The following is a 25498-nucleotide window of genomic DNA, read 5'->3' on the forward strand; positions in this document are numbered from 1 at the left end:
ATTGTATTGTAATATTACCATAGAATGGAGCAAAAACTATGAAGCGTTCTGAATTAAATGAAAAAGATAAAAAAAAGTACTGCTGAGATTTTAAGCATTTATTTATTAATAATGACTCTTGAAAAAAAGCTTTACCTGAGTTTGATAAATTTGCCAATCAACTTTTAACTTTTAAAGGAAAATTAAATAATATTGATAACTTTAAAAAATATTTAGCAATTAGCAAAGAAATATCAATGTTAGGTTCTAAAGTTGTGCAATATTTACATTATGGAGATTTAGATCAAACTAACTTAGAATTGCAACAATTATCTAGTTTATTTGCGACTCAACAAAGTAAGTTATCGGAAAAGTTAGCATGAATTGAACCAGAAATCAAAACTATTGGTTTACAAACTATTAAAAACTGAATTAATAATGACCCCTCATTAATGATATATAAACATGATATGGAAGTTTTCTTTAAATTTGAAAAATTTATTTTAAGTGAGCACGATGAAACTTTACTAAGCAAAGTTAGCAAATCAAGAAGTGCTGCTGGTGTTTTATATGATAGTTTGGTTTATGCTGATAAACAAAAAACAATGTTTAATTATCAAAATAAAGAACAAGAATTAACACAAACTTTATATTTAGACATTTTAGAAAATAGTAATCCAGTAAAAGATCAACAATTAAGAATTGATATTTCAAAAAAATTTTATGAAGATATTAAAAATAAAAAACATTCATTAGCACAAGTTTATGAAAGCATTTTAGAAGTAGCTGTTGAAGAAATAAAAATTCGTAACAACGATAAAGAAAAAGATAATAAAAAACATTTAACTACTTTAGAATATAGTCTATTAAGTGATGATGTACCATTAATACTATATGAAAATTTAATAAAAACAGGACAGAAACACGCTATTTTAGTAGAAGAATTTTATAATTTAAAACGTAAATTTTTTAAATTTAAAAAATTTTATAGTACCGATACTAGTTTAAAAATGACAACAATACCAACCAAAAAATTCAGTGTTGAAGAAGGTATTAATTCAGTCAAAGAAATTTTAAGTATCTTAGGTGATGAATATTTAGAGCAATTAAACTTAGCATTATTACCAGGTAGAATTGACTATTATGAAGACACAAATAAACGAACTGGTGCTTATTCAACGGGTGGTAATGGCGTAGAACCCATTATTTTAATGAATTGAGATGATACTATTAATTCACTTAATACACTAGCTCATGAATTAGGTCATTCTGTTCACACCCTATTTTCAGAAAAATATCAAAAATATCCAAATGCTGACTATCCAATTATTTTAGCTGAAGTTGCTTCAACAGTTAATGAACATCTAGCCTTTGATTATTTATATAATAAAGCCTCAAATAATCAAGAACGCATTTACTTACTACAAACTCATATTGAAACTGTAATTGGTACTTTTTTTCGTCAAATTCAATTTGCTGAATTTGAATGAGAAGCACATAAATTAGTAGAAAAAGAAGTGCCATTAAACGCCGATATTTTGGCTGATTTATTTGAAAATACAGCTAATAAATATGGACAAAAAGCATTAGATAAATACGAAGAAAAAGCAAAAGGATACTCATGACCACGAATTCTTCATTTTTTCCACTCACCTTATTATGTTTATAAATATGCTACTTCAATTACCGTTTCTTATAAACTTTATGAAGATGTTAAAAACGGCAAAAAAGAAAATTTACTTAACTTTTTAAAAGCCGGTGGCAGCAAATATCCATTAGATATTTTAAAAGATGCGGGTGTTGATTTAACACAAATTGATGTTTATAACCCATTAATTACTAATTTAAAGAAAATGATTAATCAATTATCAGACTTAATTAATAATAAAGATAATTAAATTGCAAAAAAATAATATATAATACTAATGGTGTTTTAGTCCTTTAGCATTTTATTTAAAACGTTATAAAATAATATGTACATATTTTGACTATTACAATTAGTAAAGACTAAGGAGAATAAATAAAAAATGAATGTGAAATTTGATTTTGAAGATATAAATCTAATTGCAAATAAAGGAATAGTTAAATCACGAAAAGAATGTGATACCAGTGTTAAACTAAATGGTTTTACTTTTAAAATTCCAATTATTCCAGCAAATATGAGTGCTGTCATTAACCAAGAATTATGTATTTGATTGGCTAAAAATAATTACTTTTATGTAATGCACCGTTTTAATATCGATCAAATTAAATTTATTAAAAGTATGCACGAACAAAAGTTATATGCTTCAATTAGCATTGGTGTTAAAAAAGAGGATAAAGAGTTACTTGAACAATTACTCAAACTGAATCTAATTCCGGAATTTATTACTATTGATATTGCTCATGGTCATAGTAATGCTATGGAAGAAATGATTAAATTTATAAAAACTACTTTTGCTAAAACAAATACTAAACCTTTTATTATTGCTGGTAACGTTATGACAAAAACCGCTGTTAAAGATTTAGAAAAATGAGGCGCTGATGCAATTAAATTTGGTGTTGGTCCAGGAAAAGCTTGTATTACTAAACTAAAAACTGGATTTGGTACAGGTGGTTGACAATTAAATGCTTTACAAGATGTTGCCAATAGCACCACTAAACCATTAATTGCAGATGGTGGTATTAGATGTAATGGTGATATTGCTAAAGCAATAGCTTTTGGTGCCACTATGATTATGGCAGGAAGTATTTTAGCGGGTTATGATGAATCACCTGGCAAAATTGTTACAATAAATGGTCAATCTTACAAAGAATATTTTGGATCAGCAAGTATTTTTAACAAAGCGGAAGCAAAAAATATTGAAGGTAAAAAAATACTTGTTCCATATACAGGTTCAATTGCTGATACTTATAAAGAAATGGAAGAAGATTTACAATCTGCTATTTCTTATGCTGGTGGTAAAGATTTATCTGCATTAACAAAATGTGATTATGTTATTGTTAAAGGTACTATTAATAATGGTGATGATCGTTAATAACTTTTAATTTTTCTTTAAAAACAATTCTGGGTACCCAGAATTGTTTTTTATTAAAATAGAAGCAAATCAAACTGCCTATGATGATAATTGAATTCACTGTGATAATTGTTTAATGATATTAAAGAATCTAATAATTAAATTATTTTTAATATTTGCTAAATTGTAAAGGTAAGTGTAACTAAATTATTTTTCTATCCAAATATTTGATTGGTGAAAGATAATTTAGTATTTTTCTCGGTCTTTGATTTAAAGACAATATAAATTTATGAACTTCATTTTTATTAGTTTTTGAAAAAATAAATTTTTTAGGAAATTTTTCTCTAATTAAACCATTAGTATTTTCATTAGTACCTCTTTGTCAAGGTGAATATGGATTGGCAAAATAAATTTTTACATCTAAATTTTTTTCAAGTTGTTGTCAATTTGAAAATTCTTTGCCACGATCAAAAGTAATAGTTTTAACAATGTTTTTAGGAAGAATTGATAAATAATAACTGACATTTTTATTAATAACTTTAGTAGTTCTGTTTTTAACTAATATTGCTAAAGTAAATCTTGATACTCTTTCAACTAAAGTTATTAAACATGATTTGCTTTTGCCTCGTGATGATACTATAGTATCTCCTTCCCAATGACCAAGTGTTATACGATCATTAACATTTATATCTCGTTCTTTAATTGATTTACCATTAAACTTGCCACGATTTTCTTTAGATTTTCGTTTTTTACCTTTTCTTCTTAAATTTTTACTAGTAACTTTATCAAGCATTCCAAAATAAATTCAAGTATAAATTGTTTTAAAACTAATAACTCACTCTTTATGAAAATTTTTAATTCTGCCATAAATTTGTTCAGGTGATCAACCTAATAGTAATTTTTGTTGTACATATTTTACTAAATTCTTATTTTTAAACTTATGAAAACTAATATGTGATTGTTTTCGATTTTCAGCTTTATTTTGTGCAATTAATGAAAAATAATGATTATTATCTTTATTTCTATTAATTTCTCGAATAATAGTACTAATACTTCGATTAAGATTTTTAGCTATTTCACTAATTTTAAATTTCAATTTCAATTGATTCTCAATATAAATCCTTTCATCTATGTCAAGATGTTTATAACTCATATAAAAACTCCTTACTTTTTTCTAAACTAAATTTAGCATTATGAAATTTTTATATGAGAATTTTTTGCAATTTTATTTACTTGCACTTACAAGTATAATTCAGCATTCAATTATATTTTTAATAAAAAATAAATTAAATAAACTTTATTTAAAATACTAGATAAAAATATATTGTGAAATACGTTTTATTTCTTTATAATAAATATAAAAATTAATATAAGTTTTTTAAACCATTTACTTTCATTTTAAAGTAAATGGTTTTTTATTTTGAAAGGGATGAAAAAATGATTAATACAGAAAAATTACCTTTATTAAAAAGAAATGAACATATTAATTATAATGGAATTAATAATTCACATATATCAATAAATCATAATGATTCATCTAGTACTGAAAGTATTATAACTTTAAATGATGTTCAAATAACAAATGCAAGAGAAAATAATAATTTAAACAATTTATTATTTGATGGTGATTCAGTACATACTATTGTTAATTTTAGCAATGATTGAAGGGATACTGATGATCGTTATGGTGGAAAAACACAAAAAAGATTAGATATTAATGGTAATTGAGAATATAATACGAAATTTATAACAGGTGATGTTTTAAATGAAAAAATAGCAAATATTAATAATCAATTATATTTAATGAAAGAAATTATATTAAATGATGGTGCAGTTATTTTAGAATTATCAAATTTAAATGAAAATAAAAAAATTGAAACAAAATATAAAATATACAATAATGAAGAAGAAAGAGAATACAATAATAATTTAAATGACTTGGATTTAACTACTTTTTTACCAATAAATAAAGAAAAACCTAATTTTTTTAAAAAATTTTTAAGTTCAAAATATATGTTTTTACCTAATACAATTTTTTTAAATTTTGCTTTCGGATCAGTATTATTATTTGAAGCTAAAAATTATTTTCATAAAGAAAAGTTACCTGAAAATCTTTATCATAATTTTTGAGATGTATTAATGAGTGGTATTAGTGGTGTTATAGTAATGAATTTATCTTATTTAAATTACAAACTTATTTCTTTAAAAAATAAATGAAAATACTTATCTTTTTCTTTAGTAATTGGTGGTATTAGTATTTGAGATCAATTTTTATATTTACATGTTAGTGAAGAAAATTTCAACTTCATATCTTTTATAGAAAGAATAAGTATCTTTTTTACTAGTATTTTAATTGAAGAATTAATTTTTGATAAAATTGCTCAACCTTGCATTGAAAAATTATGACAAAATTTAAAAAATCAAAACTTTTCAAAAATTATTAAATATGGTAGTACTGTTAGTATGCTTCTTTTTGTATCAATTTTTAAAAATATATTAACTGGTCTTTATGGCGAAGAAAAAGAAATAAATTTAGAAAATATTAAAAAAGCACTTCCACTAACACTATTGACAGTAATTCTCGAAAATACTCTTACTTCTTTTTCTTTTTCTTATTTTGATTGATTTTGAACAAAAATTTCAATTGCAAAAGAAATAGCAACCAATAGTATAAAAGGAATAGAAAGATTTGCTAATCAACAAGCACAAAATTATAGTTTTAAAAAATTAATAAAACAATTTAATTTTCAACCATTTAATGCAAACTTAATAAATGAAAGCGAACCGATAGATCATCCAGATTCAAATCAACCATCTATCCAAGTTATGTAAAAGTAAAGTCATTAACTTCTCTTTTGATGAAATATAAAAAAATAACACATTTTAGTTAAAAATATTAACTGAAAAAATACATTATATAATAATAAAAAAGTGAATTAATAATTCACTTTTTTATTATTAAAATTATTTAATATATTAAAACGAAGAAGTAAACCCCTATCATCGTTATATCCAATTTCATTGAAACAGCGATTAGGATCCATTTCATTTCAAGATACAGCATGTCTAGATGTTGAAGGTTGAGATTGCATAGTTGCTTGATTTCTTAATCCAGAAATCTTTTGTTTAATTTCATATAATTTTGCCTTTTTTTGTTGTTTAATTTCATTGCTTCTATTATTATTAAAACGACCACAACTAATAATAACTCAAAATTTATTAGAAAAATTTCGCCCTCCTTTATCTGTTTCTAATTTTTGGATTTCTTTTTCTAATTTTTCTAATTGAGCTTGATATTGATTTAACGTTAATTCATATTTATATTTTTGAAATTGTTTATTCAATCAAATAAAAGGAGATTTTAATAATATTTTTATTTGTGTTTTTATACTTTGTGAATTATAAATTTGTCTTACTGCTGCAAGACAACCATTAATTTCAATATTTTTTTTATTTATACTAAAATTTAATTTTGCAATTTTTTTATCTATTTTTGCAATATCTAAATTTCTTCTACTCATACTATGATTTAAATCACAAATATTTTCCATCTTCAATTTTAATCTTATTTTTAATCTTGCATCTAAAACCTCTTTTTCTGATTTTAGATTTGGACATAATCATCAATTTTCTTGTTTTATTGAAAAAAATTTATTTGCTATTTCAAGTTCATTTCTAGCAATTTTACAAAATATTCTTTTTGTTTTGTATGTTCTTCTTTCTAACTTAACAGTTAATCTTGCTGTTTTTAATTTTAACTTTGATAAAATTAATTTTTTATTTAAATCATGAGCATTAAAATTTTCAATTTGCTGTTCTATATTTGTTCCTTCAACTTCCAATACTCTTATTTCACTATCTAATTTCTCTTCTCGTATCATTTCTTTGGATATCTCTTCATCTAATGCCACTATGTTTTCTTTTCATTTTTTTATCATATATGTTGTTTGTAATTGTTTATTTGGTAATTGATTTTTTAATTTTAATATTTCTTCTCTATTTTTTTCTATTTGTTTTTGTATTTCATAAAGTTCATTAATATTTATAATCTTGTCTATTTTTTTAATTTGTTCAAAATGTTTTTTTCTTTCTTTTTCTAATTTTTTTTTTTCAATCTTTAAAACTATTATTTTGTTTTGTTTTGTTTTTATTACACTATCTATTTTTTTGATTTCTTCTTTAAAAATTTTTGATTCCTTTCTAATTGTTTCTATCACTAACTTCTTCCTTCCTTTTTTATTTAATATAAAAAAATCATTACTTTCTTAAAAAAATAATAGATTGAGAACTATATTTAGTTTTTCTTTTACATTGTATATAAATATAATAAATTTACATGATATATACATTAATACTATTTTCTATATACAATTCAATAACTTATAATTCTTTTAAAAATAAATTATTAATAATCTAATATTTACTAACAAAAATAAATTATTTTTTAATTTATATGCTGAATTATACTTGTAAGTGCAAGTAAATAAAATTGCAAAAAATTCTCATATAAAAATTTCATAATGCTAAATTTAGTTTAGAAAAAAGTAAGGAGTTTTTATATGAGTTATAAACATCTTGGCATAGATGAAAGGATTTATATTGAGAATCAATTGAAATTTAAATTTAAAATTAGTGAAATAGCTAAAAATCTTAATCGAAGTATTAGTACTATTATTCGAGAAATTAATAGAAATAAAGATAATAATCATTATTTTTCATTAATTGCACAAAATAAAGCTGAAAATCGAAAACAATCACATATTAGTTTTCATAAGTTTAAAAATAAGAATTTAGTAAAATATGTACAACAAAAATTACTATTAGGTTGATCACCTGAACAAATTTATGGCAGAATTAAAAATTTTCATAAAGAGTGAGTTATTAGTTTTAAAACAATTTATACTTGAATTTATTTTGGAATGCTTGATAAAGTTACTAGTAAAAATTTAAGAAGAAAAGGTAAAAAACGAAAATCTAAAGAAAATCGTGGCAAGTTTAATGGTAAATCAATTAAAGAACGAGATATAAATGTTAATGATCGTATAACACTTGGTCATTGAGAAGGAGATACTATAGTATCATCACGAGGTAAAAGCAAATCATGTTTAATAACTTTAGTTGAAAGAGTATCACGATTTACTTTAGCAATATTAGTTAAAAACAGAACTACTAAAGTTATTAATAAAAATGTCAGTTATTATTTATCAATTCTTCCTAAAAACATTGTTAAAACTATTACTTTTGATCGTGGCAAAGAATTTTCAAATTGACAACAACTTGAAAAAAATTTAGATGTAAAAATTTATTTTGCCAATCCATATTCACCTTGACAAAGAGTTACTAATGAAAATACTAATGGTTTAATTAGAGAAAAATTTCCTAAAAAATTTATTTTTTCAAAAACTAATAAAAATGAAGTTCATAAATTTATATTGTCTTTAAATCAAAGACCGAGAAAAATACTAAATTATCTTTCACCAATCGAATATTTGGATAGAAAAATAATTTAGTTGCACTTACCTTTACAATTTAGCCAAGTAAGAAAATAATAAAAAAATAACGGTATTTTATTATTTTTTTAATAAAAATCTTTATTTTTTACAACTAAATTAATAGTTAAAAGATTATGAACAAAAAACCCATTATTTTTTTTTGTATTTTTTGTATTTTGCTATTCCCTTTTACCATTACACTATGTTATACTTACAAGGCGTGATTGTTATTTATAAATGCTGATACACTGATATCAGTTGTCATTATATCACATGTTTTGTTCTTTATTTTATTAAAAATCGTTCTAAGGAGGATATAGCCAATGGCAATCATAGGAGACAAAGTAAAAATTCGTTTAGAAAGTTATGATCACTCAGCTATTGACCAAATAGCACAGAAAATTAAAGATGTGTTAAAAAAAGAAGGTGCTGAAGTGGTAGGTCCAATTCCATTACCAACTCATAAAGAAATTTTCACTATTCTTCGTTCACCGCATAAACATAAAGATTCACGTGAACAATTTGAAAAGAGAACTCACAAAAGAATTATTGGTGCTCAATTATCACCAAAATCTTTAAATGCTCTAAGTGGACTTACTATCCCTAATAGTGTTAGTATCTCTTTGATAATCGAATCTAAAGATGAAAAAAAATCAACTTTAAATCAAGTATCAAAAAAGATTAATAAAAAAAATTATTAAAATCGATAAATATTAATTATTTACAACATATTCCAAGGAGGAAATTATGAAAGGAATCTTAGGTAAGAAACTAGGAATGTCACAAGTTTTCTTAAACAACGGACAACTAGTTCCAGTAACAATTATCGAAGTACAACCAAATGTAGTAAGTCAAGTTAAAACAAATGTAAAAGACAAATATAGTAGTTTACAACTTGCAACGTTCGATCTTCGCGTTACTTTATCAAACAAACCAACAATCGGACACTTTAAAAAAGCCGACAGCCAACCTAAGCGCTTCGTGAAAGAAATTCGTAACATGAACGGATTTAATCATAAAGATCTTATTAATGTTGCTGACGTATTCACAGCAGGTGAATTCGTTGATGTCCAAGGAACTTCTAAAGGTAAAGGATTTACAGGACGTATTAAACGTCATAATCAATCACGTGGTCCAATGGGTCATGGATCAGGTTTACATCGTCAAATGGGTTCAACAGGTTCTATTAATGCTAACCGTGTGTTTAAATCACAACCAATGCCAGGGCAAATGGGAAATGTTAAACGTAGTGTTGCTAACTTAGAAGTTATTAAAGTAGATAAAGAAAATAATTATCTTTTAGTAAAAGGTTCAGTTCCAGGACCAAAACAAGGCTTTCTTGTTATTAAACAAGCAGTTAAAAAACCAATTCTCAAAACCCCAGTATCATTAGTTGTTAGAAATCAAAATACTACAACCGAAGTTACTGATGGTCAATAAAGTTAATTATGGAGGATAGCAAAATGAAAATTAATGTTGTTAACAACGCTGGAACAAAAGTTAGCGAATTAACTTTAAACGAAAAAATTTGAGGAATTGAACCCCACAAGCAAGCGCAGTTTGATAGTTTATTAAGTTATAATGCTACAAAACGTCAAGGAACACACGCTGTTAAAAGTCGTGCTGAAGTTGCTGGCGGTGGTAGAAAACCATGAAAACAAAAAGGAACAGGGAATGCTCGTCAAGGCTCAATTCGTTCACCACAATGAAAAGGTGGGGGGATTGTTTTTGGACCAAATACTGATCGTAATTATTTAATTGGATTACCAAAAAAAGTAAGAAGATTGGCAATAAAATCAGCATTGGCTGCCAAATTCCAAAATAAAAACATAGTTGTAATTGATGAATTAAACTTTGAAAAACCTTCAACTAAAATTATGTTAGAAACTTTAAAAGTTTTAGAATTAGCAAACAATAAAACACTAATTGTTTCAGGAATAAGCAATAAAGAAACAGTTATTAAATCAGGTCGTAATTTACCTAGAACAACAACAATCGCTGCTAATAGTATTAATATTTACGATTTATTAAATGCTAAAAAAGTATTGTTTACTACTGAGGCAATTAAAATCGTTGAGGAGGCTTTAATTTAATATGCATTTAAGTGAAGTTATAGTAAAACCAGTATTAACTGAGAAAACTTATAAACAAATGGCTGAAGGTATCTATACATTTACTGTTAACCGTAAAGCTAATAAAAGTCACGTTAAAAAAGCCTTTGAACAGATTTTTGAAGTTAAAGTAGCAGACGTTAATATTATTAATAGTAAACCAAAAACTAAAACTGTTGGTAGATTTGTTGGAAAAACATCGGCAGTAAAAAAAGCTCTTATTAAATTAGCTCCTGGTGAACAATTAAGTTTGTTTAGTTCTGAAGAACAAAGCTAATGAGATTGGAAGGAGAAAAAAACAATGGCAATTAGAAAAATTAATCCCACTACTGCAGGAAGACGTAATATGACCGTTCTGGATTACAAACAGAACTTAACTATTGGTAATAGCCCTGAAAAATCTTTATTAGTAAATTTAGTTAAACAAGCTGGTAGAAATAATCAAGGTAAAATTACAGTAAGACATCAAGGTAATGGTCATAAGGTTAAATACCGTATTATTGATTTTAAACGTAACAAAGACAATGTAGTTGGAACAGTTAAAACAATTGAATACGATCCAAATCGTAATGCTAACATTTGTCTTATTTCTTATCTTGATGGTGAAAAGCGTTATATCTTAGCACCAAAAGGAATCAAAGTAGGAGATAAGTTATTAAGTGGTGAAAACAGTGATACTGTTAAAATTGATATTACTGTTGGTAACTGTTTACCATTATCACAGATTCCACAAGGAACAGTTGTTCATAATGTTGAATTAAAACCAGGTAAAGGTGGACAAATGGCACGAAGTGCTGGTGGTAGTGTTCAAATTCTTGGTCGTGATGAAACAGCTAAGTATACATTATTAAAATTAACATCAGGTGAAGTTAGAAAAGTATTAAGTAATTGTCGAGCTACAATTGGTACAGTTGGAAATGATGATCATAACTTAGTAAACATTGGTAAAGCGGGAAGAAATCGTTGAAAAGGAATTAGACCTACTGTTCGTGGTAGTGTTATGAATCCAAATGATCACCCACATGGTGGAGGAGAAGGTAAAGCTCCAATCGGAAGAAAAGCTCCAGTAACACCATGAGGTAAAAAAGCATTAGGTTTAAAAACTCGTGATAGTAAAAAAGCATCAAATAAATTAATTGTACGAAGAAGAAATGCAACAAAGTAGGAGGAAAGTAATATATGTCAAGATCTTTAAAAAAAGGACCCTTTGCTGATAGTCATTTATTAAACAAAGTGGAAACTCAAAATAAAAATAAATCAAAAAAAATTATTCAAACTTGATCTCGTCGTTCAACAATTTTCCCACAATTTGTTGGACATACATTCGGTGTACATAATGGCAAAACACATTTACCTGTATATGTAACAGAAGATATGGTTGGTCATAAATTAGGAGAATTCGCACCCACACGTAAGTTGGGTGGTCACGGTTCTGACAAGAAAAAGCGTTAGGAGATAGAAATTATGGAAGCAAAAGCTCATTTAGATAAATTACGCATTAGTCCAAGAAAAGTGCGTTTAGTAGCCGATTTAGTTCGTGATAATGCTGTTGCCAAAGCTCTAGTAATTCTAGCTCATGAAAAAAAACGCGCAGCACAGCCAATTATAAAATTAATTAATTCAGCAGTTGCTAATGCTGCTAATAACTATGGAATGGAAGCCAACAAATTACGTATTAAGGAAATATTTGTAAATGAAGGTCCAACTATGAAAAGATTTATGCCCCGTGCTCATGGTAGAGCATATCAAATCTTAAAAAGAACAAGCAAAATCACTATCGTGGTTAGCGATAATTAGGAGGTAAATAAGTAATATGGGTCACAAAGTTAGTCCAAATGGATTAAGATATGGTATCAATAAAGATTGACAATCACGTTGATATACAACTAGTAACGAAGATTTAGCAAAATGAATTTTAGAAGACCACAAAATTAGAAAAGCACTATTTGCACATTTAAAAACTTCTGGTGTTTCTAAAATTGAAATTGAAAGAACTAAATCACAAATTACCTTATTTATCCACTGTGTTCGTGTTGGTTCAGTTTTAGGGCAAGGCGGTTCAAACATTGAAGTATTAACAACACTAGTTCGTAAAACAATTAAAAATCGTAAAATAGGTATTAGAATTAATGTTGTTGAAATTAAAAATCCTGATATTGATGCGCAAACAATTGCTAATACATTAGCACAACAAATAAGCAATCGTATGTCACATCGTACAACACAAAAATTAGCAATTCGTAAAGCACTTCGTGCTGGAGCAAAGGGAATTAAAACTCGTGTTTCAGGAAGACTTGGTGAAGCGGATATGGCACGTGTTGAAGGTTATTCAGAAAGTAGTGTTCCTTTAGCAACATTACGTAGTAATATTGATTATGCTACTGCTGAGGCAAAAACAACTTTTGGTCAAATTGGTATTAAAGTTTGAGTATATAAAGGTGAAATTTTATCAGGAACTGACTCAACTCAACCTGAAATTATTTCAAAATATAATCAAAGAAATAATAACAATCGCCGAAATAATTACTCACAACAACCACGTAAGGAGGTAAAGTAAGATGGCTATACCTAAGAGATATAAACACTCTTGCGTCCACCGTTTAAGTTATGAAGGAACTGCAAAAGGTTGTAAAACAGTTGCTTTTGGAACTTACGGACTTCGTGCTGAAGAAGGTTCTTACATTACTGAAAGACAAATTGAAGCAGCCAGAGTAGCAATGACACGTTACATGAAACGTGGTGGAAAAGTTTGAATTAGAATCTTTCCACATTTACCAATTACTAGAAAACCAGCGGAAGTACGTATGGGATCAGGGAAAGGTTCAATTGATCATTGAGTTTCAGTAGTAAAAGCAAAAACAGTTATGTTTGAAGTATCATATCCTAATGAAGCAACAGCACGTGAAGCATTGCGTCTTGCAATGCACAAGTTGCCAATCAAATGTAAAATTGTTACTAGAGAAATAAAACCAACAGAAGAAGTAAAGGTTGCTAAAAATTTAACAAAAGAATTGGGTGAAGCAAATGGAAATGCAAGTAATTAAAAATAAATCAACTTTAGAATTACAACAACATGAAGAAATTCTTCGTGCGCAATTGTTTGCTTTACGAATTCAAAGTTCGTTAGGTAAACTAGAAACTCCGCATATGATAAATAATCTTCGTAAGGATATTGCTCGTATTAAAACTGAATTAACTATCAGAATTAATAATGGTGAAAAAATCAAACCATTACATATTAATAAAATGGTATTACCAGAAGAAAATAAAGAAAGCAAAAAAACTAAAAAAGTTGCTAAAGTTGATGATAAAAAAGATATTAAAGTTAAAACAATAACTAAATCAGAAGTTATTAAAGAATCAGATAAAATTGCTAAAAAAGAAGTTACTGAAAAAACAACTAAAGCAAAATCATCAAACAAAGAAGTTAAAAAAGTTACTACTACTAAAGTAGAAAAACCATCTAAAAAACCTACAGTTAAGAAAACTGTGACACCAGCTAAGGAGGACAAAGAATAATGACAAATATTATTCCAAGCAAACAACGTAAAACTTTTGTTGGAATTGTAAGTTCTGACAAAAATGATAAAACAATTACTGTTGTTGTTGAAACTTCAAAACGACATCCAATGTACCATAAAAGTTTTAAGTCAACTAAAAAGTATCATGCCCATGATGAAACTAACCAAGCTAAAATTGGTGACAAGGTTGAAATCATTTCAACTCGTCCACTTTCAGCTCTAAAACGCTTCCGTTTGTTAAAGATTATTGAATCTAAAACAAATAAAAAAGCTTAATTAACCAGGAGGATAAGAAAGATGTTACAAAATCTATCGTGAGCCCATGTGGCTGACAACACTGGTATTAAAGAAGTTATGGTTATTAGAGTTTTGGGTGGTAGTACTAAAAAATTTGCTAAAATCGGTGATATTGTTGTTTGTTCAGCAAAATCAGTAACACCTAATAGTGCAATGAAAAAAGGACAAGTTGTTAAAGCAGTTGTCGTACGTAGTAAATTTGGTGTAAAACGTAATGATGGTTCTTGTGTAAAATTTGATGATAATGCAGTAGTAATTATTAAAGAAGATAAAACACCACGTGGTACTAGAGTATTTGGTGTCTTGGCTCGTGAAGTTAAAGAGCGTGGTTATAATAAAATTGCTTCTTTAGCAGAAGAAATTGTTTAGGAGGATGAAATAAATGGCAAGCAAAAAGAAACCAGTTATTAGTCTTGATACTAAATTAAAAAGAGGCGACCAAATTAAAATCATTGCAGGAAAGCATAAAGGTCATACCGGACCAATTATCCAAGTACTTCGTGAAAAAAATCGTGTTATTATTGAAGGTATTACTGCTAAGAAAAATAAAAAACCTACCCAAAATGATCAAGAAGGTGGAATTGTGGAAGTAAAAACTAGTGTTCACATTTCTAATGTAATGATCCTTGATGGTAAAAAAGATAAAAAAGTAACAAAAATTGGGTACAAAATTGATAAAGATGGCAAAAAAATTCGTATTGCACGAAGATCTGAAACAGAATTACGATAATAAAGGAGTAACAGCATAAAAATGAATCGTTTACAAGAAAAATATAATAAAACTATTATTCCCCAATTGCAAAAAGAATTAAATTTTACATCAATAATGCAAGTACCCAAAATTGAAAAAGTTGTTATTAATATTGGCGTTGGAGATGCAAGTAGTAATCCAAAAGCCATTGATAAATCAGTATTTGAATTATCAAAAATTACTGGTCAAAAACCAATTATCACTAAAGCAAAAAAGTCAATTGCCGGCTTTAAATTAAGAGCAGGAATACCAATTGGTTGTAAAGTTACATTACGTGGCGAAAAAATGTATGATTTCCTTGATAAATTTATCTCAATTTCTTTACCAAGAATTCGTGATTTTCAAGGTTTATCAGCTAAAGCATTTGATCAAAATGGTAATTACACTGTTGGTATTAAAGAACAAATTATTTTCCCTGAAATTAATTATGAAGAAGTAGATAAAGTTCGTGGTATGGAAATCTCAATTATTACCACAACATCAAATAATGCAACAGCATTATTGTTATTAAAAAAAATAGGATTACCGTTTAAAAAACAAGGAAAGCAGGTGGCATAAGATGGCAAAAACTTCATTAAAAGTAAGACAAGCCCGTAAATCAAAGTTTAGTACGCAAGCATATACACGCTGTCAAAAGTGTGGCCGTCCTCATGCGGTTATTCGTAAATTTATGTTATGCCGTATTTGTTTTCGCGGTTTAGTATACCAAGGACAAATTCCTGGTATTAGAAAAGCATCATGATAGGAGGTATATAATTATGATGACAGATCCAATAAGTAATATTTTAACAGTTATTCGTAATGCTATTAGCGCTGCGGATAGCAGTAAACATCGAGTAGTTAGTGTACCTTCTTCAAAACAACTAGTTAAGATAGCTGATATCTTGCAAAAAAATGGTTATATTGAAAAATATCGTGTTACTAAAGAAAATCCTAGCAAACCTAAATTAGAACTTTTATTAGTTCATACTGGTAAAAGTCCAATTCTTGGTTTAAAAAGAATATCTAAACCAGGATTAAGAATGTATGCAAAATGTGAAGACTTACCAAGTGTGTTAAATGGTTATGGAATTGCAATCATTTCTACATCAAAAGGTATTATGACAAATAAACAAGCAAAAAAACTTGGTCTTGGTGGCGAAGTTCTTGCTTATGTATGATAAGGAGGAAACTATATGTCACGTATTGGTAACCGTATCCTTACCATTCCAGTAAATACTTCAATAACGCTAGATGCAAGTAACTTGTTAACTGTTACAGGAGCAAAAGGTTCTTTAAAAAAACTATTACCAAATGTTATTAAAATTAACGTTGATGAAGAGAAAAAAACAATTACTACAACAAGACCTGATGATAACAAAAAAAATAAACAACTTCACGGAACAACTAATTCATTAATTAATGGAATGTTAGTTGGTGTATCAACAGGTTTCATGAAAGAATTAGAAATAAATGGTGTTGGATATCGTGCTGCTGTTCAAGCTAATATCTTAAATTTAACATTAGGATATTCTCATCCTATTAAGTTTGAAATTCCGCAAGGAATTACCATTGTTGCTCCTAAACCAACAGTATTACAAATTAGTGGTATTGATAAACAATTAATTGGAGAAGTTGCAGCCAAAATTCGTAAATTCCGTAAACCAGAACCATATAAAGGTAAAGGAATTAAATATAAAAATGAACACATTCGTCGTAAGGAAGGAAAAGCTGCTGGTAAAGGTAAATAATCTTATACTGGCACTTAAGGAGAATAGAAAATGATTAATAAACAACAAGCTCGTAAAGTTCGTCATTATCGTATTCGTAGTAAAATTATGGGTACTAGTGAAAGACCACGCTTAAATATCTTTAAATCTAATAATAGTTTTTATGCTCAAATTATTGACGATACTGCTTCAAATACAATTATTGGTGTATCAACATTAACATTTAAAGATTTAGCATCAAAAAGCAATATAGATGCTGCTACTAAACTTGGAGAAACAATTGCTAATTTAGCTATTAAGAAAAAAATTAAAAAAGTGGTTTTTGATCGTGGTGGATATTTATATCATGGTAAAGTGAAAGCATTCGCAGAAGCGGCGCGTAGTGCTGGATTAGAATTCTAAAAAAGGAGAATTAAAAGTATGAGTTTAGAAAATAAAAAAACAATTATTGATGATAAAGAAAATACTGAAGTTCAAAAATCAGTAGCAAAACCTTCTGTTAAAGCAGAAGTAAAAAATCCTGCTGGTAATGAAAATAAAATTAGACATACTAATTCATCACAACCAAGAAATAGCCACGATAAAAAAGAAAATAAAGTTCGTGAACCACGTAAAAATTTTGAACGTAAACCAAAAACTCCAAGTGAATTTATTGAAAAAGTGATTTGAATCAGAAAAATTAACAAAGTAACAACTGGGGGAAGAAGATTGCGTTTCTCTGCTGCTGTTGCTATTGGTAATGGTAAAGGAGTAGTTGGTTTTGGTATATCTAAAGCCAATGAAGTTCCTGATGCAATTAAAAAGGCAATTGAAGCTGCTCACAAAAATTTAACAACAATTACGATAACTAAAAACAATAATTCTATTGTTCATGAAGTTAAAGGTAAATATTGTGGAAGTGAAATTTTATTAAAACCAGCTAAAGAAGGAATCGGAATTAAAGCTGGTGGATCTGCTCGTGATATTTTAGAATTAGCTGGTATTCATAATATTTATTCAAAAGCATTTAGATCTAGAAATAAAATTAATTTAGCTAGAGCAACAATTGCAGGTCTTGGCAATGTTAAACCAGCAGAATATTTTATAAAAAATAAAAATCTTACTACTAAGCGTAGTAATGGTTAGAGGTGGATTATGGAAACAACATTACATAACTTAAAACCAACACCAGGTTCTCGTAAAGACATTAAACGTTTAGGTAGAGGAACTTCATCTGGAAAAGGTAAAACGGCTGGTAAAGGGACAAAAGGACAAAATGCCCGTACCGGTGGTGGAACAAGACCCGGATTTGAAGGAGGACAAACACCACTGTACCGTCGTATTTCAAAACGAGGGTTTACTAACTTTACTACAACCAATTATAGTATTATTAACTTAGAACAAATTGATTTAATTAAAGAGCATGAAATAACACCTGAACTTTTATTTCAATTAAAATTGATTAGAAGTAAAAAAGATGGTATTAAAGTTCTTGGTAAAGGTAAATTAACAACACCAAAAACAATTAAAGCTCATAAATTTTCAAAATCAGCAATTACTGCTATTGAACAATCCGGAGGAAAAGCGCAGGTGATCTAAGTGTTCACAACAACCCGTGAATTAATAAAAAAGTATAAAGAAGTTATAATTAGAATTTTATTTACCATTTTTATTTTATTTATCTTTCGTGTTGGAGCATTTATTACAGTTCCAGGAGTAACTTTGAATGAAGATTTAAGTAGCAGTAATAGTAGTGGTATTGAATTCTTTAATTTAATTTCAATGTTAGGTGGTGGTGCTATTAGCAGATTTTCTGTTTTTGCACTTGGAGTCTCGCCTTACATTACTGCATCAATTATTGTGCAGTTATTATCAACTGATGTTGTTCCTACTTTAACAAGATGGGCTAAATCAGGCGAAAAAGGTAAGAAAAAATTAGAGTTAATGAATCGAGTATTAACTGTTCCCTTTGCTATTATGCAAGGTTTTGCCACTATCTTTGGCTTACAATCTAAACATATTATTAGTGTTGATTGAAGTTCGGGATCGGGAGCAGCCGGACCAGAAGTTTTCTATTATGTATTAATTCCAGCTATTTTACTAGCAGGGACAATGTTATCATTATGAATGGCTGATCAGATTACTAATCGTGGTATTGGTAATGGAATTTCACTAATTATTTTTGGTGGAATTGCTGCTAATTTACCATTTAACTTAGCTTCAACTTTTAAGTATTGAGTAGGACCAGATACTAATAACGGTGTTATTTTTCAAGGGGCTTTAAAATTTGCTCTTTATTTTGCAGCCGTCCTACTGATTATTCTTGTTGTTGTATTCTTTAGTGAATCAGAGCGACACTTACCAATTCAACAAACTGGTAGTGGTTTAACTTTAAAGGGTGATAAAAGTTCTTATTTACCTTTAAAAGTTAACTCAGCCGGAGTAATTCCTGTTATTTTTTCTTCGGCACTAATTACTGCTCCAATGACAGTGGCACAAATTGTTGATCAAAATAGTGGTTTTGCTAATTTTGCTAGAAATTATTTATCTTTACAGTCGTGGCCGGGAATTAGTATTTTTGCTATAATGACGATTATGTTTACTTTCTTATATGCACAAGTGCAAATTAATCCAGAACAAATGGCTAAGAATTTTCAAAAATCAGGAACTTATATTCCTGGCGTTCAGCCAGGGAAGGAAACAGAAATTTATATTAAAAGAATGTTAAATCGTTTAAGTACGATTGGTTCCTTTTTCTTAACTGCTGTTGCAGTAACTCCATTTTTGATTTCTAAATTTACTAATCTACCTTCTTCATTAGCAGTTGGTGGAACTGGATTAATAATTATGGTTGGAGTAGCATTAGATACAACAAAACAAATTAAGGGACGAATTACTCAACATTCATTCTTAAATTATAAGGACAACAAAGATGTTAAAGAACACTTATGGTCTTAGGGGGTAACGATGAATTTAATTATTTTAGGTCCACCAGGATCAGGGAAAGGGACACAGTCACAGTTTCTGAAAGAACAATATAATTTAATGCATTTATCAACTGGTGATTTGTTTCGTGATGAAATCACAAAACAATCACCAGTAGGTAAAAAAGCTCAAACTTATGTTAATAAGGGTCAATATGTTCCTGATGAGATTACAAATGAGATTATTAGTAATACTTTAAAAAATATTAAACATAATTTTATTCTTGATGGTTATCCAAGAACAATCTCACAAGTAGCATCATTAGACAAAGTATTAACAAGTTTGAATGAAACGCTTTCAATGGTATTGTATCTAGATATTAATGAAGAAACAGTTATTAAACGTTTGTATTCAAGAGTTACTTGTCCTCAATGTAAAGCAATTTATAATCTTAATTTCCTACCACCAAAGATTACTGGTATTTGTGATAATGATGGGGTAAAATTAATTAAGCGAATTGATGATAGTGATGAAAAGACAATTATCAATCGTTTAAAAACTTACAAAGTAGCAACGGCACCATTGGTAGATTCTTATCAAGAACGTGGACTGTTAAGAACAGTGGATGCCAACCAAGATAATAGTGATATTAAAAAACAAATTAAATCATATTTATCATCATTAAAAGGAAATAAAAATAATGGTTAGCATTAAAAGTCAAAGTGAAATTCAAAATATCAAAGCCGCTAGTCAAGTTGTAGCACTTATTCATAAAGAGTTAGCAAAGATAATAAAAGTTGGGATAACGGGTAAAATACTTGATAAAGTGGCAGCACAAATTATTAAAGAAAATAATGCTGTACCTTCTTTTTTAAATTATCATGGGTTTCCTGCCACAATTTGTGTTTCAGTTAATGAACAATTAATTCATGGCATTCCTAATGATAAACCTTTTAAAATGAATGATATTGTGAAAATTGATGCTGGTGCTGCTGTTAATGGTTATCATGCAGATGCTGCCTTTACAATGTGTGTTGGTGGGAAACCAACACCAGAACAAGCAAAACTTATTAATGTGACTAAAGAATCATTAAATAAAGCAATAGCAATTATTGCACCAGGAGTTAGAATTGGTGATATTAGTAACGCCATTCAAACTTATGTAGAAAGCGAAGGCTTTTATTTACCAACATCATATACTGGGCATGGTATTGGTAAAAAACTCCACGAAGACCCAGCTATTCCTAATGTTGGTAAGCCCAACACTGGAATAAAATTGCAGTCAGGAATGACAATTTGTATTGAACCAATGGTTCAAACAACAACTGATAAAATTCTGGTTTTAAGTGATAAGTGAACAGTAGTTGCTGCTGATAAACAGCAGACTGCTCACTTTGAACACACTATCCTAGTAACTAATGATGGATGTGAAGTACTAACAATACTTAATGAAAATCAAAAAAATAATGAGGAATGTAATTAATGGCTAAACCAAAACAAGTAGTTAAACCCAAAGTTCAAAAAGTAAAAAAAACTAATGATAGTACTATTGAATGTGAAGGTATAGTAATAGAAGTCTTACCTAATGCTAGATTTAAAGTAAAGTTGAATGAATATGACTTTACTCCTATTGTAAGACCATCTGGTCGTATGCAAACACATAAAATTAAAATTATCAAAGGTGATCATGTAAAAGTTGAATTATCAACTTATAATTTAACTGAAGGACGAATTACTTTTCGTAACAGAATGGCTACTACACATTTACCGATAAATAAAGATGATGAAAACAAAGAAAACTAATAGTTTAACAGGAGGAAAATGATGAAAGTACAAGCATCAGTTAAAAAAATTTGTGACAAATGTCAACCAATCAAACGTAAAAAACGTAATGTAATCATTTGTGAAAATCCTAAACATAAGCAACGTCAAGGATAGAAATATTAAGGAGGAAAAATAAATATGACATCAAATACTAATAATGCAAGTCGAAGAATTGCGCAAGTAAATATTCCTGGAAATCAACATACAGTAATTGGTTTAACAAGAATTTATGGAATTGGTCGCAGCAAATCTTCAGAAATATTAAAAGAACTAAAAATTGAAGAAACTAAAAAAATTAATGAATTAACAGAAAAAGAATTAAGTTCAATTAGTCAATTAATTGAAAAGAAATATAAAACTGAAGGTGAACTAAGACGTGAAGTGTCTTTAAACATTAAGAGATTAATGGAAATTGGATGTTATCGTGGTATTCGTCATCGTAAAGGATTACCAGCCAGAGGACAATCAACAAAAACTAATGCAAGAACTTGCAAGGGACCACGTAAAACGGTTGCTAACAAGAAAAAAGCAAGTTAATTAGGAGGAAAAAAATAATGAATATAAAAACAACAGTAAAGAAAAAAATTAAAGTTAATCCTAATTTTATTAAAGCAAAAGCATTTATTAAAGTAAGTTTTAATAATACTATTGTTACTATTACTGATCTTAATGGTAATGTTATTGCTTGATCAAGTGCTGGAGCAGTAGGTTTCAAAGGAACTCGTAAATCAACTCCTCACTCAGCACAGTTAGCAGCTGAAGCTGCAGGTAAAACTGCTATGGAACACGGAGTTAAAATTTTAAGTGTTTTTGTTAATGGAACAGGACCAGGAAGAGAACCATCAATTCGTAGTTTACAAGCAGTAGGTTTTGAAATCAAAGATTTAAATGATGTGACACCAATCCCTCATAATGGTTGTCGTCCACCAAAAAAACCAAGAAAATAAAGTAGGTGAAAATAAAACATGGAACAACAATTTTTAAAACCAAAATTTAGTTTAAACAGTGAAAATAGTGCTATTAATTACAGTGAATTTATTGTGAGTCAATTAGAACGTGGTTATGGAACAACTTTAGCTAATGCCTTAAGAAGAACATTATTATCTTCAGTACCAGGTATTTCTGTATATGCAATTAGAATAAGTGGTGTATCTCATGAATTTACTGCAGTTAAAGGTGTAATTGAAAATGTTTCTGAAATAATTTTAAATGTTAAGGACTTAGTTTTAGCTTTTGATGGTGATATTCAAAAGGACGAAAAAATTGCTAATTTAAAAATTAGTATTACTGGTGAACAAGATATTACTGCCGGAGATATTATTTGTCCAACTGATGTTAGAGTAGTTAATCCAGAATTAATTATTGCTCGAACAACTTCAAGAAATGTTCTTTTTGAAATGGAATTAATGGTAAAGAAATCTCGTGGTTATTCTTCATTTGAGGAAAATAAAAAAGAAATTGCTAATAGTTCAGGCATTATTGCTATTGATTCAAACTTTTCACCTGTTGAAAAAGTTGATTATAAAATTGAACCTGTAACTAAAACATTAAAAGGTATTGAATATGAAAAATTAATTCTTCGTGTACAAACTAATGGTTCAGTTAAAGCAGCATCAGCTATTGCAATGGCAGCTAAAATTTTAATGAGTCATATTGAGTTTTTTGTTAATTTAGATGATAATGTTAAAAACTTTGAAGTTATTTCAATTACTAATGAGCAAGAAAATAATGATTTAAACAAAGCCTTAGAAGAATTGAATTTAACTGTTCGTTCATACAATTGTTTAAAACGTGATGGTTATAAAACTTTGGGTGATATTGTAACTAAAAGTTTAGATGAAATTAAACAAATTAAACATTTAGGTTCAAAATCAATTAAAGAAATTGAAGATTGTGTATCAAAACATAATTTAGAGTTTTCTATTAAAAACTAAGAAGGAGGATAAGAAAAAATGTCATATATTAACGATATCGGAAGAAATAGTGCTAAAGTAGATGCTGAAATCCGTAATTTAGCAAGTGAATTAATTGTTCATGGAAAATTAGTTTTGTTAGAAAAAAGAGCAAAAAGATTACAAACATTTATTGAACCTTTAGTAACGTTAGCTAAACGTGGTGATTTGCATTCAAGAAGAATGGCAATTGCTAAATTGCGTAAAATTACAACTAAAGAGCATCCAAAGGATGGTGTTATTCCAACATTATTTGGCAATATTGCTGAAAGATATAAAGACCGTAAAGGTGGATATACAAAGTTAATTAAAGTAGATAATAGAACTGGTGATAATGCACCAATGGTATTAATTACTTTTGTTTAATTAAAAATATTAAAGCAAGAAAATTTTGGAAAGAGTAAAGCATTTTTATGTTTTCTCTTTTTTAGCTGAATTATACTTGTAAGTGCAAGTAAATAAAATTGCAAAAAATTCTCATATAAAAATTCCATAATGCTAAATTTAGTTTAGAAAAAAGTAAGGAGTTTTTATATGAGTTATAAACATCTTGGCATAGATGAAAGGATTTATATTGAGAATCAATTGAAATTTAAATTTAAAATTAGTGAAATAGCTAAAAATCTTAATCGAAGTATTAGTACTATTATTCGAGAAATTAATAGAAATAAATATAATAATCATGATTTTTCATTAATTGCACAAAATAAAGCTGAAAATCGAAAACAATCACATATTAGTTTTCATAAGTTTAAAAATAAGAATTTAGTAAAATATGTACAACAAAAATTACTATTAGGTTGATCACCTGAACAAATTTATGGCAGAATTAAAAATTTTCATAAAGAGTGAGTTATTAGTTTTAAAACAATTTATACTTGAATTTATTTTGGAATGCTTGATCAAGTTACTAGTAAAAATTTAAGAAGAAAAGGTAAAAAACGAAAATCTAAAGAAAATCGTGGCAAGTTTAATGGTAAATCAATTAAAGAACGAGATATAAATGTTAATGATCGTATAACACTTGGTCATTGAGAAGGAGATACTATAGTATCATCACGAGGTAAAAGCAAATCATGTTTAATAACTTTAGTTGAAAGAGTATCACGATTTACTTTAGCAATATTAGTTAAAAACAGAACTACTAAAGTTATTAATAAAAATGTCAGTTATTATTTATCAATTCTTCCTAAAAACATTGTTAAAACTATTACTTTTGATCGTGGCAAAGAATTTTCAAATTGACAACAACTTGAAAAAAATTTAGATGTAAAAATTTATTTTGCCAATCCATATTCACCTTGACAAAGAGGTACTAATGAAAATACTAATGGTTTAATTAGAGAAAAATTTCCTAAAAAATTTATTTTTTCAAAAACTAATAAAAATGAAGTTCATAAATTTATATTGTCTTTAAATCAAAGACCGAGAAAAATATTAAATTATCTTTCACCAATCGAATATTTGGATAGAAAAATAATTTAGTTGCACTTACCTTTACAATTTAGCATTCAGCAAATAATAAATTTAATAGAAAATTGTCTGTTAAGTAAAAATATTAAATTTGAACGTTTTGTTGAAGTTATTATTGATAATAATATTTCTGATAATAATATATCTGATAATAATATATTTGATAATAATATATTTGATAATAATATATCTGATAATAATATATCTGATAATAATATATCTGATACTAATGGTTATTATGATGAGGTTGATACTGTTTCCTTATTAAGTAATGATGATGATACAAGTGATGTAGACAGTATAATTTGAGAGTCTAATAATAATTTTTCAGATAGTTTAGTTACTGATACTGTTTCTTATACAACAAGATTTTAGTGTTTAAAAATAAACTTTTTTAATAAATCTTAAATATTTTATAAAAATTTAAAAGTGTTATCTAGCAAGTATAATATATATTTAATAAAGTTTATATATAATATATACGAAAAA

The 25498-nt window shown here is 27.6% G+C and carries 36 protein-coding genes and 1 pseudogene; 35 read left to right on the plus strand and 2 right to left on the minus strand.

What is annotated here, in order from left to right; translation table 4 throughout:
* Window positions 1-38 precede the first annotated feature (38 nt).
* Both pepF and AAHM79_RS00775 read left to right on the plus strand, forming a co-directional pair.
* Complete coding sequence (pepF, locus tag AAHM79_RS00770) at window positions 39-1877, plus strand: oligoendopeptidase F (RefSeq protein ID WP_342257851.1); 1839 nt, start codon at window positions 39-41, stop codon at window positions 1875-1877.
* 129 nt (window positions 1878-2006) lie between these two features.
* On the plus strand, window positions 2007-2996 hold the full coding sequence (locus AAHM79_RS00775; protein ID WP_342257852.1) for a GMP reductase: 990 nt from the start codon (window positions 2007-2009) through the stop codon (window positions 2994-2996).
* A gap of 181 nt (window positions 2997-3177) precedes the next feature.
* Here the strand turns inward: AAHM79_RS00775 and AAHM79_RS00780 are convergent, their stop codons facing one another.
* The gene (locus AAHM79_RS00780) at window positions 3178-4128 is read right to left on the minus strand and encodes an IS30 family transposase (protein WP_342257853.1); all 951 of its coding nucleotides are present in this window, start codon (window positions 4126-4128) and stop codon (window positions 3178-3180) included.
* Between the two features lie 284 nt (window positions 4129-4412).
* Here AAHM79_RS00780 and AAHM79_RS00785 point away from each other — a divergent pair, with 284 nt between their 5' ends.
* Window positions 4413-5807 carry a hypothetical protein gene (locus AAHM79_RS00785; RefSeq protein WP_342257854.1) on the plus strand — a complete coding sequence of 465 codons (1395 nt, stop codon included), beginning with the start codon at window positions 4413-4415 and terminating at the stop codon, window positions 5805-5807.
* Between the two features lie 104 nt (window positions 5808-5911).
* Here AAHM79_RS00785 and AAHM79_RS00790 read toward each other — a convergent pair whose 3' ends face one another.
* Window positions 5912-7192, minus strand: a complete 1281-nt coding sequence (locus AAHM79_RS00790) for a hypothetical protein (protein WP_342257855.1) — start codon at window positions 7190-7192, stop codon at window positions 5912-5914.
* Window positions 7193-7534: 342 nt separating this feature from the next.
* On the opposite strand from AAHM79_RS00790, the gene AAHM79_RS00795 reads away from it, so the two are divergent.
* From AAHM79_RS00795 to AAHM79_RS00950, 32 genes and pseudogenes are all read left to right on the plus strand, one after another.
* Window positions 7535-8485, plus strand: coding sequence for an IS30 family transposase (locus AAHM79_RS00795; protein WP_342257856.1), 951 nt, complete (start codon window positions 7535-7537; stop codon window positions 8483-8485).
* 311 nt (window positions 8486-8796) lie between these two features.
* Window positions 8797-9099, plus strand: a pseudogene (gene rpsJ, locus AAHM79_RS00800) (30S ribosomal protein S10); the annotation flags it as partial.
* Between the two features lie 115 nt (window positions 9100-9214).
* Complete coding sequence (gene rplC, locus AAHM79_RS00805; protein WP_174480934.1) at window positions 9215-9907, plus strand: 50S ribosomal protein L3; 693 nt, start codon at window positions 9215-9217, stop codon at window positions 9905-9907.
* Window positions 9908-9930: 23 nt separating this feature from the next.
* A complete protein-coding gene (gene rplD / locus AAHM79_RS00810; protein ID WP_281748516.1) occupies window positions 9931-10560 on the plus strand; it encodes a 50S ribosomal protein L4 in 630 nt (209 codons plus the stop codon).
* Window position 10561: 1 nt separating this feature from the next.
* Window positions 10562-10855, plus strand: a complete 294-nt coding sequence (gene rplW, locus AAHM79_RS00815; protein ID WP_252319250.1) for a 50S ribosomal protein L23 — start codon at window positions 10562-10564, stop codon at window positions 10853-10855.
* A gap of 24 nt (window positions 10856-10879) precedes the next feature.
* Window positions 10880-11743 (plus strand): 50S ribosomal protein L2, encoded by an 864-nt coding sequence (gene rplB, locus AAHM79_RS00820; protein WP_252319248.1) that lies wholly within the window; start codon window positions 10880-10882, stop codon window positions 11741-11743.
* A gap of 14 nt (window positions 11744-11757) precedes the next feature.
* A complete protein-coding gene (gene rpsS / locus AAHM79_RS00825) occupies window positions 11758-12030 on the plus strand; it encodes a 30S ribosomal protein S19 (protein WP_342257857.1) in 273 nt (90 codons plus the stop codon).
* A 12-nt stretch (window positions 12031-12042) separates the two neighbouring features.
* Window positions 12043-12375 (plus strand): 50S ribosomal protein L22, encoded by a 333-nt coding sequence (gene rplV, locus AAHM79_RS00830; protein WP_174480929.1) that lies wholly within the window; start codon window positions 12043-12045, stop codon window positions 12373-12375.
* A gap of 16 nt (window positions 12376-12391) precedes the next feature.
* Window positions 12392-13135, plus strand: a complete 744-nt coding sequence (rpsC, locus tag AAHM79_RS00835; protein WP_338958185.1) for a 30S ribosomal protein S3 — start codon at window positions 12392-12394, stop codon at window positions 13133-13135.
* 1 nt (window position 13136) lies between these two features.
* Window positions 13137-13622 carry a 50S ribosomal protein L16 gene (gene rplP / locus AAHM79_RS00840; RefSeq protein ID WP_342257858.1) on the plus strand — a complete coding sequence of 162 codons (486 nt, stop codon included), beginning with the start codon at window positions 13137-13139 and terminating at the stop codon, window positions 13620-13622.
* Window positions 13603-14097, plus strand: coding sequence for a 50S ribosomal protein L29 (rpmC, locus tag AAHM79_RS00845; RefSeq protein WP_342257859.1), 495 nt, complete (start codon window positions 13603-13605; stop codon window positions 14095-14097). The genes rplP and rpmC overlap by 20 nt, the downstream gene beginning before the upstream one ends.
* On the plus strand, window positions 14097-14375 hold the full coding sequence (gene rpsQ, locus AAHM79_RS00850; protein WP_174480925.1) for a 30S ribosomal protein S17: 279 nt from the start codon (window positions 14097-14099) through the stop codon (window positions 14373-14375). Before rpmC ends, rpsQ begins: the two co-directional genes overlap by 1 nt.
* 21 nt (window positions 14376-14396) lie before the next feature.
* Window positions 14397-14765, plus strand: coding sequence for a 50S ribosomal protein L14 (gene rplN, locus AAHM79_RS00855; RefSeq protein ID WP_342257860.1), 369 nt, complete (start codon window positions 14397-14399; stop codon window positions 14763-14765).
* Window positions 14766-14778: 13 nt separating this feature from the next.
* Window positions 14779-15126 carry a 50S ribosomal protein L24 gene (gene rplX, locus AAHM79_RS00860; protein ID WP_252319242.1) on the plus strand — a complete coding sequence of 116 codons (348 nt, stop codon included), beginning with the start codon at window positions 14779-14781 and terminating at the stop codon, window positions 15124-15126.
* 21 nt (window positions 15127-15147) lie between these two features.
* Window positions 15148-15705 (plus strand): 50S ribosomal protein L5, encoded by a 558-nt coding sequence (gene rplE, locus AAHM79_RS00865; protein WP_342257861.1) that lies wholly within the window; start codon window positions 15148-15150, stop codon window positions 15703-15705.
* 1 nt (window position 15706) lies between these two features.
* Entirely contained in the window at window positions 15707-15892 is a 186-nt protein-coding gene (locus tag AAHM79_RS00870; RefSeq protein WP_174480921.1) for a type Z 30S ribosomal protein S14, read from the plus strand.
* 13 nt (window positions 15893-15905) lie between these two features.
* Window positions 15906-16310: a 30S ribosomal protein S8 gene (rpsH, locus tag AAHM79_RS00875; RefSeq protein ID WP_174480920.1), complete on the plus strand. Its 405-nt coding sequence runs from the start codon at window positions 15906-15908 to the stop codon at window positions 16308-16310.
* Between the two features lie 12 nt (window positions 16311-16322).
* Entirely contained in the window at window positions 16323-16877 is a 555-nt protein-coding gene (rplF, locus tag AAHM79_RS00880; RefSeq protein WP_252319239.1) for a 50S ribosomal protein L6, read from the plus strand.
* Between the two features lie 30 nt (window positions 16878-16907).
* Window positions 16908-17258 (plus strand): 50S ribosomal protein L18, encoded by a 351-nt coding sequence (gene rplR, locus AAHM79_RS00885; protein ID WP_174480918.1) that lies wholly within the window; start codon window positions 16908-16910, stop codon window positions 17256-17258.
* Window positions 17259-17276: 18 nt separating this feature from the next.
* On the plus strand, window positions 17277-17981 hold the full coding sequence (gene rpsE / locus AAHM79_RS00890; protein ID WP_338988156.1) for a 30S ribosomal protein S5: 705 nt from the start codon (window positions 17277-17279) through the stop codon (window positions 17979-17981).
* 9 nt (window positions 17982-17990) lie between these two features.
* Window positions 17991-18434: a 50S ribosomal protein L15 gene (rplO, locus tag AAHM79_RS00895; protein ID WP_342257862.1), complete on the plus strand. Its 444-nt coding sequence runs from the start codon at window positions 17991-17993 to the stop codon at window positions 18432-18434.
* Window positions 18435-19793, plus strand: coding sequence for a preprotein translocase subunit SecY (gene secY, locus AAHM79_RS00900; RefSeq protein WP_342257863.1), 1359 nt, complete (start codon window positions 18435-18437; stop codon window positions 19791-19793).
* Between the two features lie 9 nt (window positions 19794-19802).
* Window positions 19803-20468 (plus strand): adenylate kinase, encoded by a 666-nt coding sequence (locus AAHM79_RS00905; RefSeq protein ID WP_342257864.1) that lies wholly within the window; start codon window positions 19803-19805, stop codon window positions 20466-20468.
* Window positions 20461-21243: a type I methionyl aminopeptidase gene (gene map, locus AAHM79_RS00910; protein WP_338958159.1), complete on the plus strand. Its 783-nt coding sequence runs from the start codon at window positions 20461-20463 to the stop codon at window positions 21241-21243. Before AAHM79_RS00905 ends, map begins: the two co-directional genes overlap by 8 nt.
* Window positions 21243-21563, plus strand: coding sequence for a translation initiation factor IF-1 (gene infA, locus AAHM79_RS09600; protein WP_348774424.1), 321 nt, complete (start codon window positions 21243-21245; stop codon window positions 21561-21563). Before map ends, infA begins: the two co-directional genes overlap by 1 nt.
* Before the next feature lie 21 nt (window positions 21564-21584).
* Window positions 21585-21698, plus strand: a complete 114-nt coding sequence (gene rpmJ, locus AAHM79_RS00920; RefSeq protein ID WP_174480911.1) for a 50S ribosomal protein L36 — start codon at window positions 21585-21587, stop codon at window positions 21696-21698.
* A 24-nt stretch (window positions 21699-21722) separates the two neighbouring features.
* The gene (gene rpsM, locus AAHM79_RS00925; RefSeq protein ID WP_174480910.1) at window positions 21723-22121 is read left to right on the plus strand and encodes a 30S ribosomal protein S13; all 399 of its coding nucleotides are present in this window, start codon (window positions 21723-21725) and stop codon (window positions 22119-22121) included.
* Window positions 22122-22138: 17 nt separating this feature from the next.
* The gene (rpsK, locus tag AAHM79_RS00930; protein WP_342257865.1) at window positions 22139-22531 is read left to right on the plus strand and encodes a 30S ribosomal protein S11; all 393 of its coding nucleotides are present in this window, start codon (window positions 22139-22141) and stop codon (window positions 22529-22531) included.
* A gap of 18 nt (window positions 22532-22549) precedes the next feature.
* Complete coding sequence (locus AAHM79_RS00935) at window positions 22550-23518, plus strand: DNA-directed RNA polymerase subunit alpha (RefSeq protein WP_338958153.1); 969 nt, start codon at window positions 22550-22552, stop codon at window positions 23516-23518.
* A gap of 18 nt (window positions 23519-23536) precedes the next feature.
* Window positions 23537-23902, plus strand: a complete 366-nt coding sequence (rplQ, locus tag AAHM79_RS00940) for a 50S ribosomal protein L17 (RefSeq protein ID WP_252319218.1) — start codon at window positions 23537-23539, stop codon at window positions 23900-23902.
* Between the two features lie 168 nt (window positions 23903-24070).
* Window positions 24071-25021, plus strand: a complete 951-nt coding sequence (locus AAHM79_RS00945; protein WP_342257866.1) for an IS30 family transposase — start codon at window positions 24071-24073, stop codon at window positions 25019-25021.
* Window positions 25022-25384, plus strand: coding sequence for a hypothetical protein (locus tag AAHM79_RS00950; protein WP_342257867.1), 363 nt, complete (start codon window positions 25022-25024; stop codon window positions 25382-25384).
* The last annotated feature ends 114 nt before the right edge of the window (window positions 25385-25498 follow it).

Origin of the sequence: Spiroplasma endosymbiont of Nomada ruficornis, assembly GCF_964030795.1 — a bacterium.
Taxonomy (GTDB): domain Bacteria; phylum Bacillota_I; class Bacilli_A; order Mycoplasmatales; family VBWQ01; genus Spiroplasma_E; species Spiroplasma_E ixodetis_A.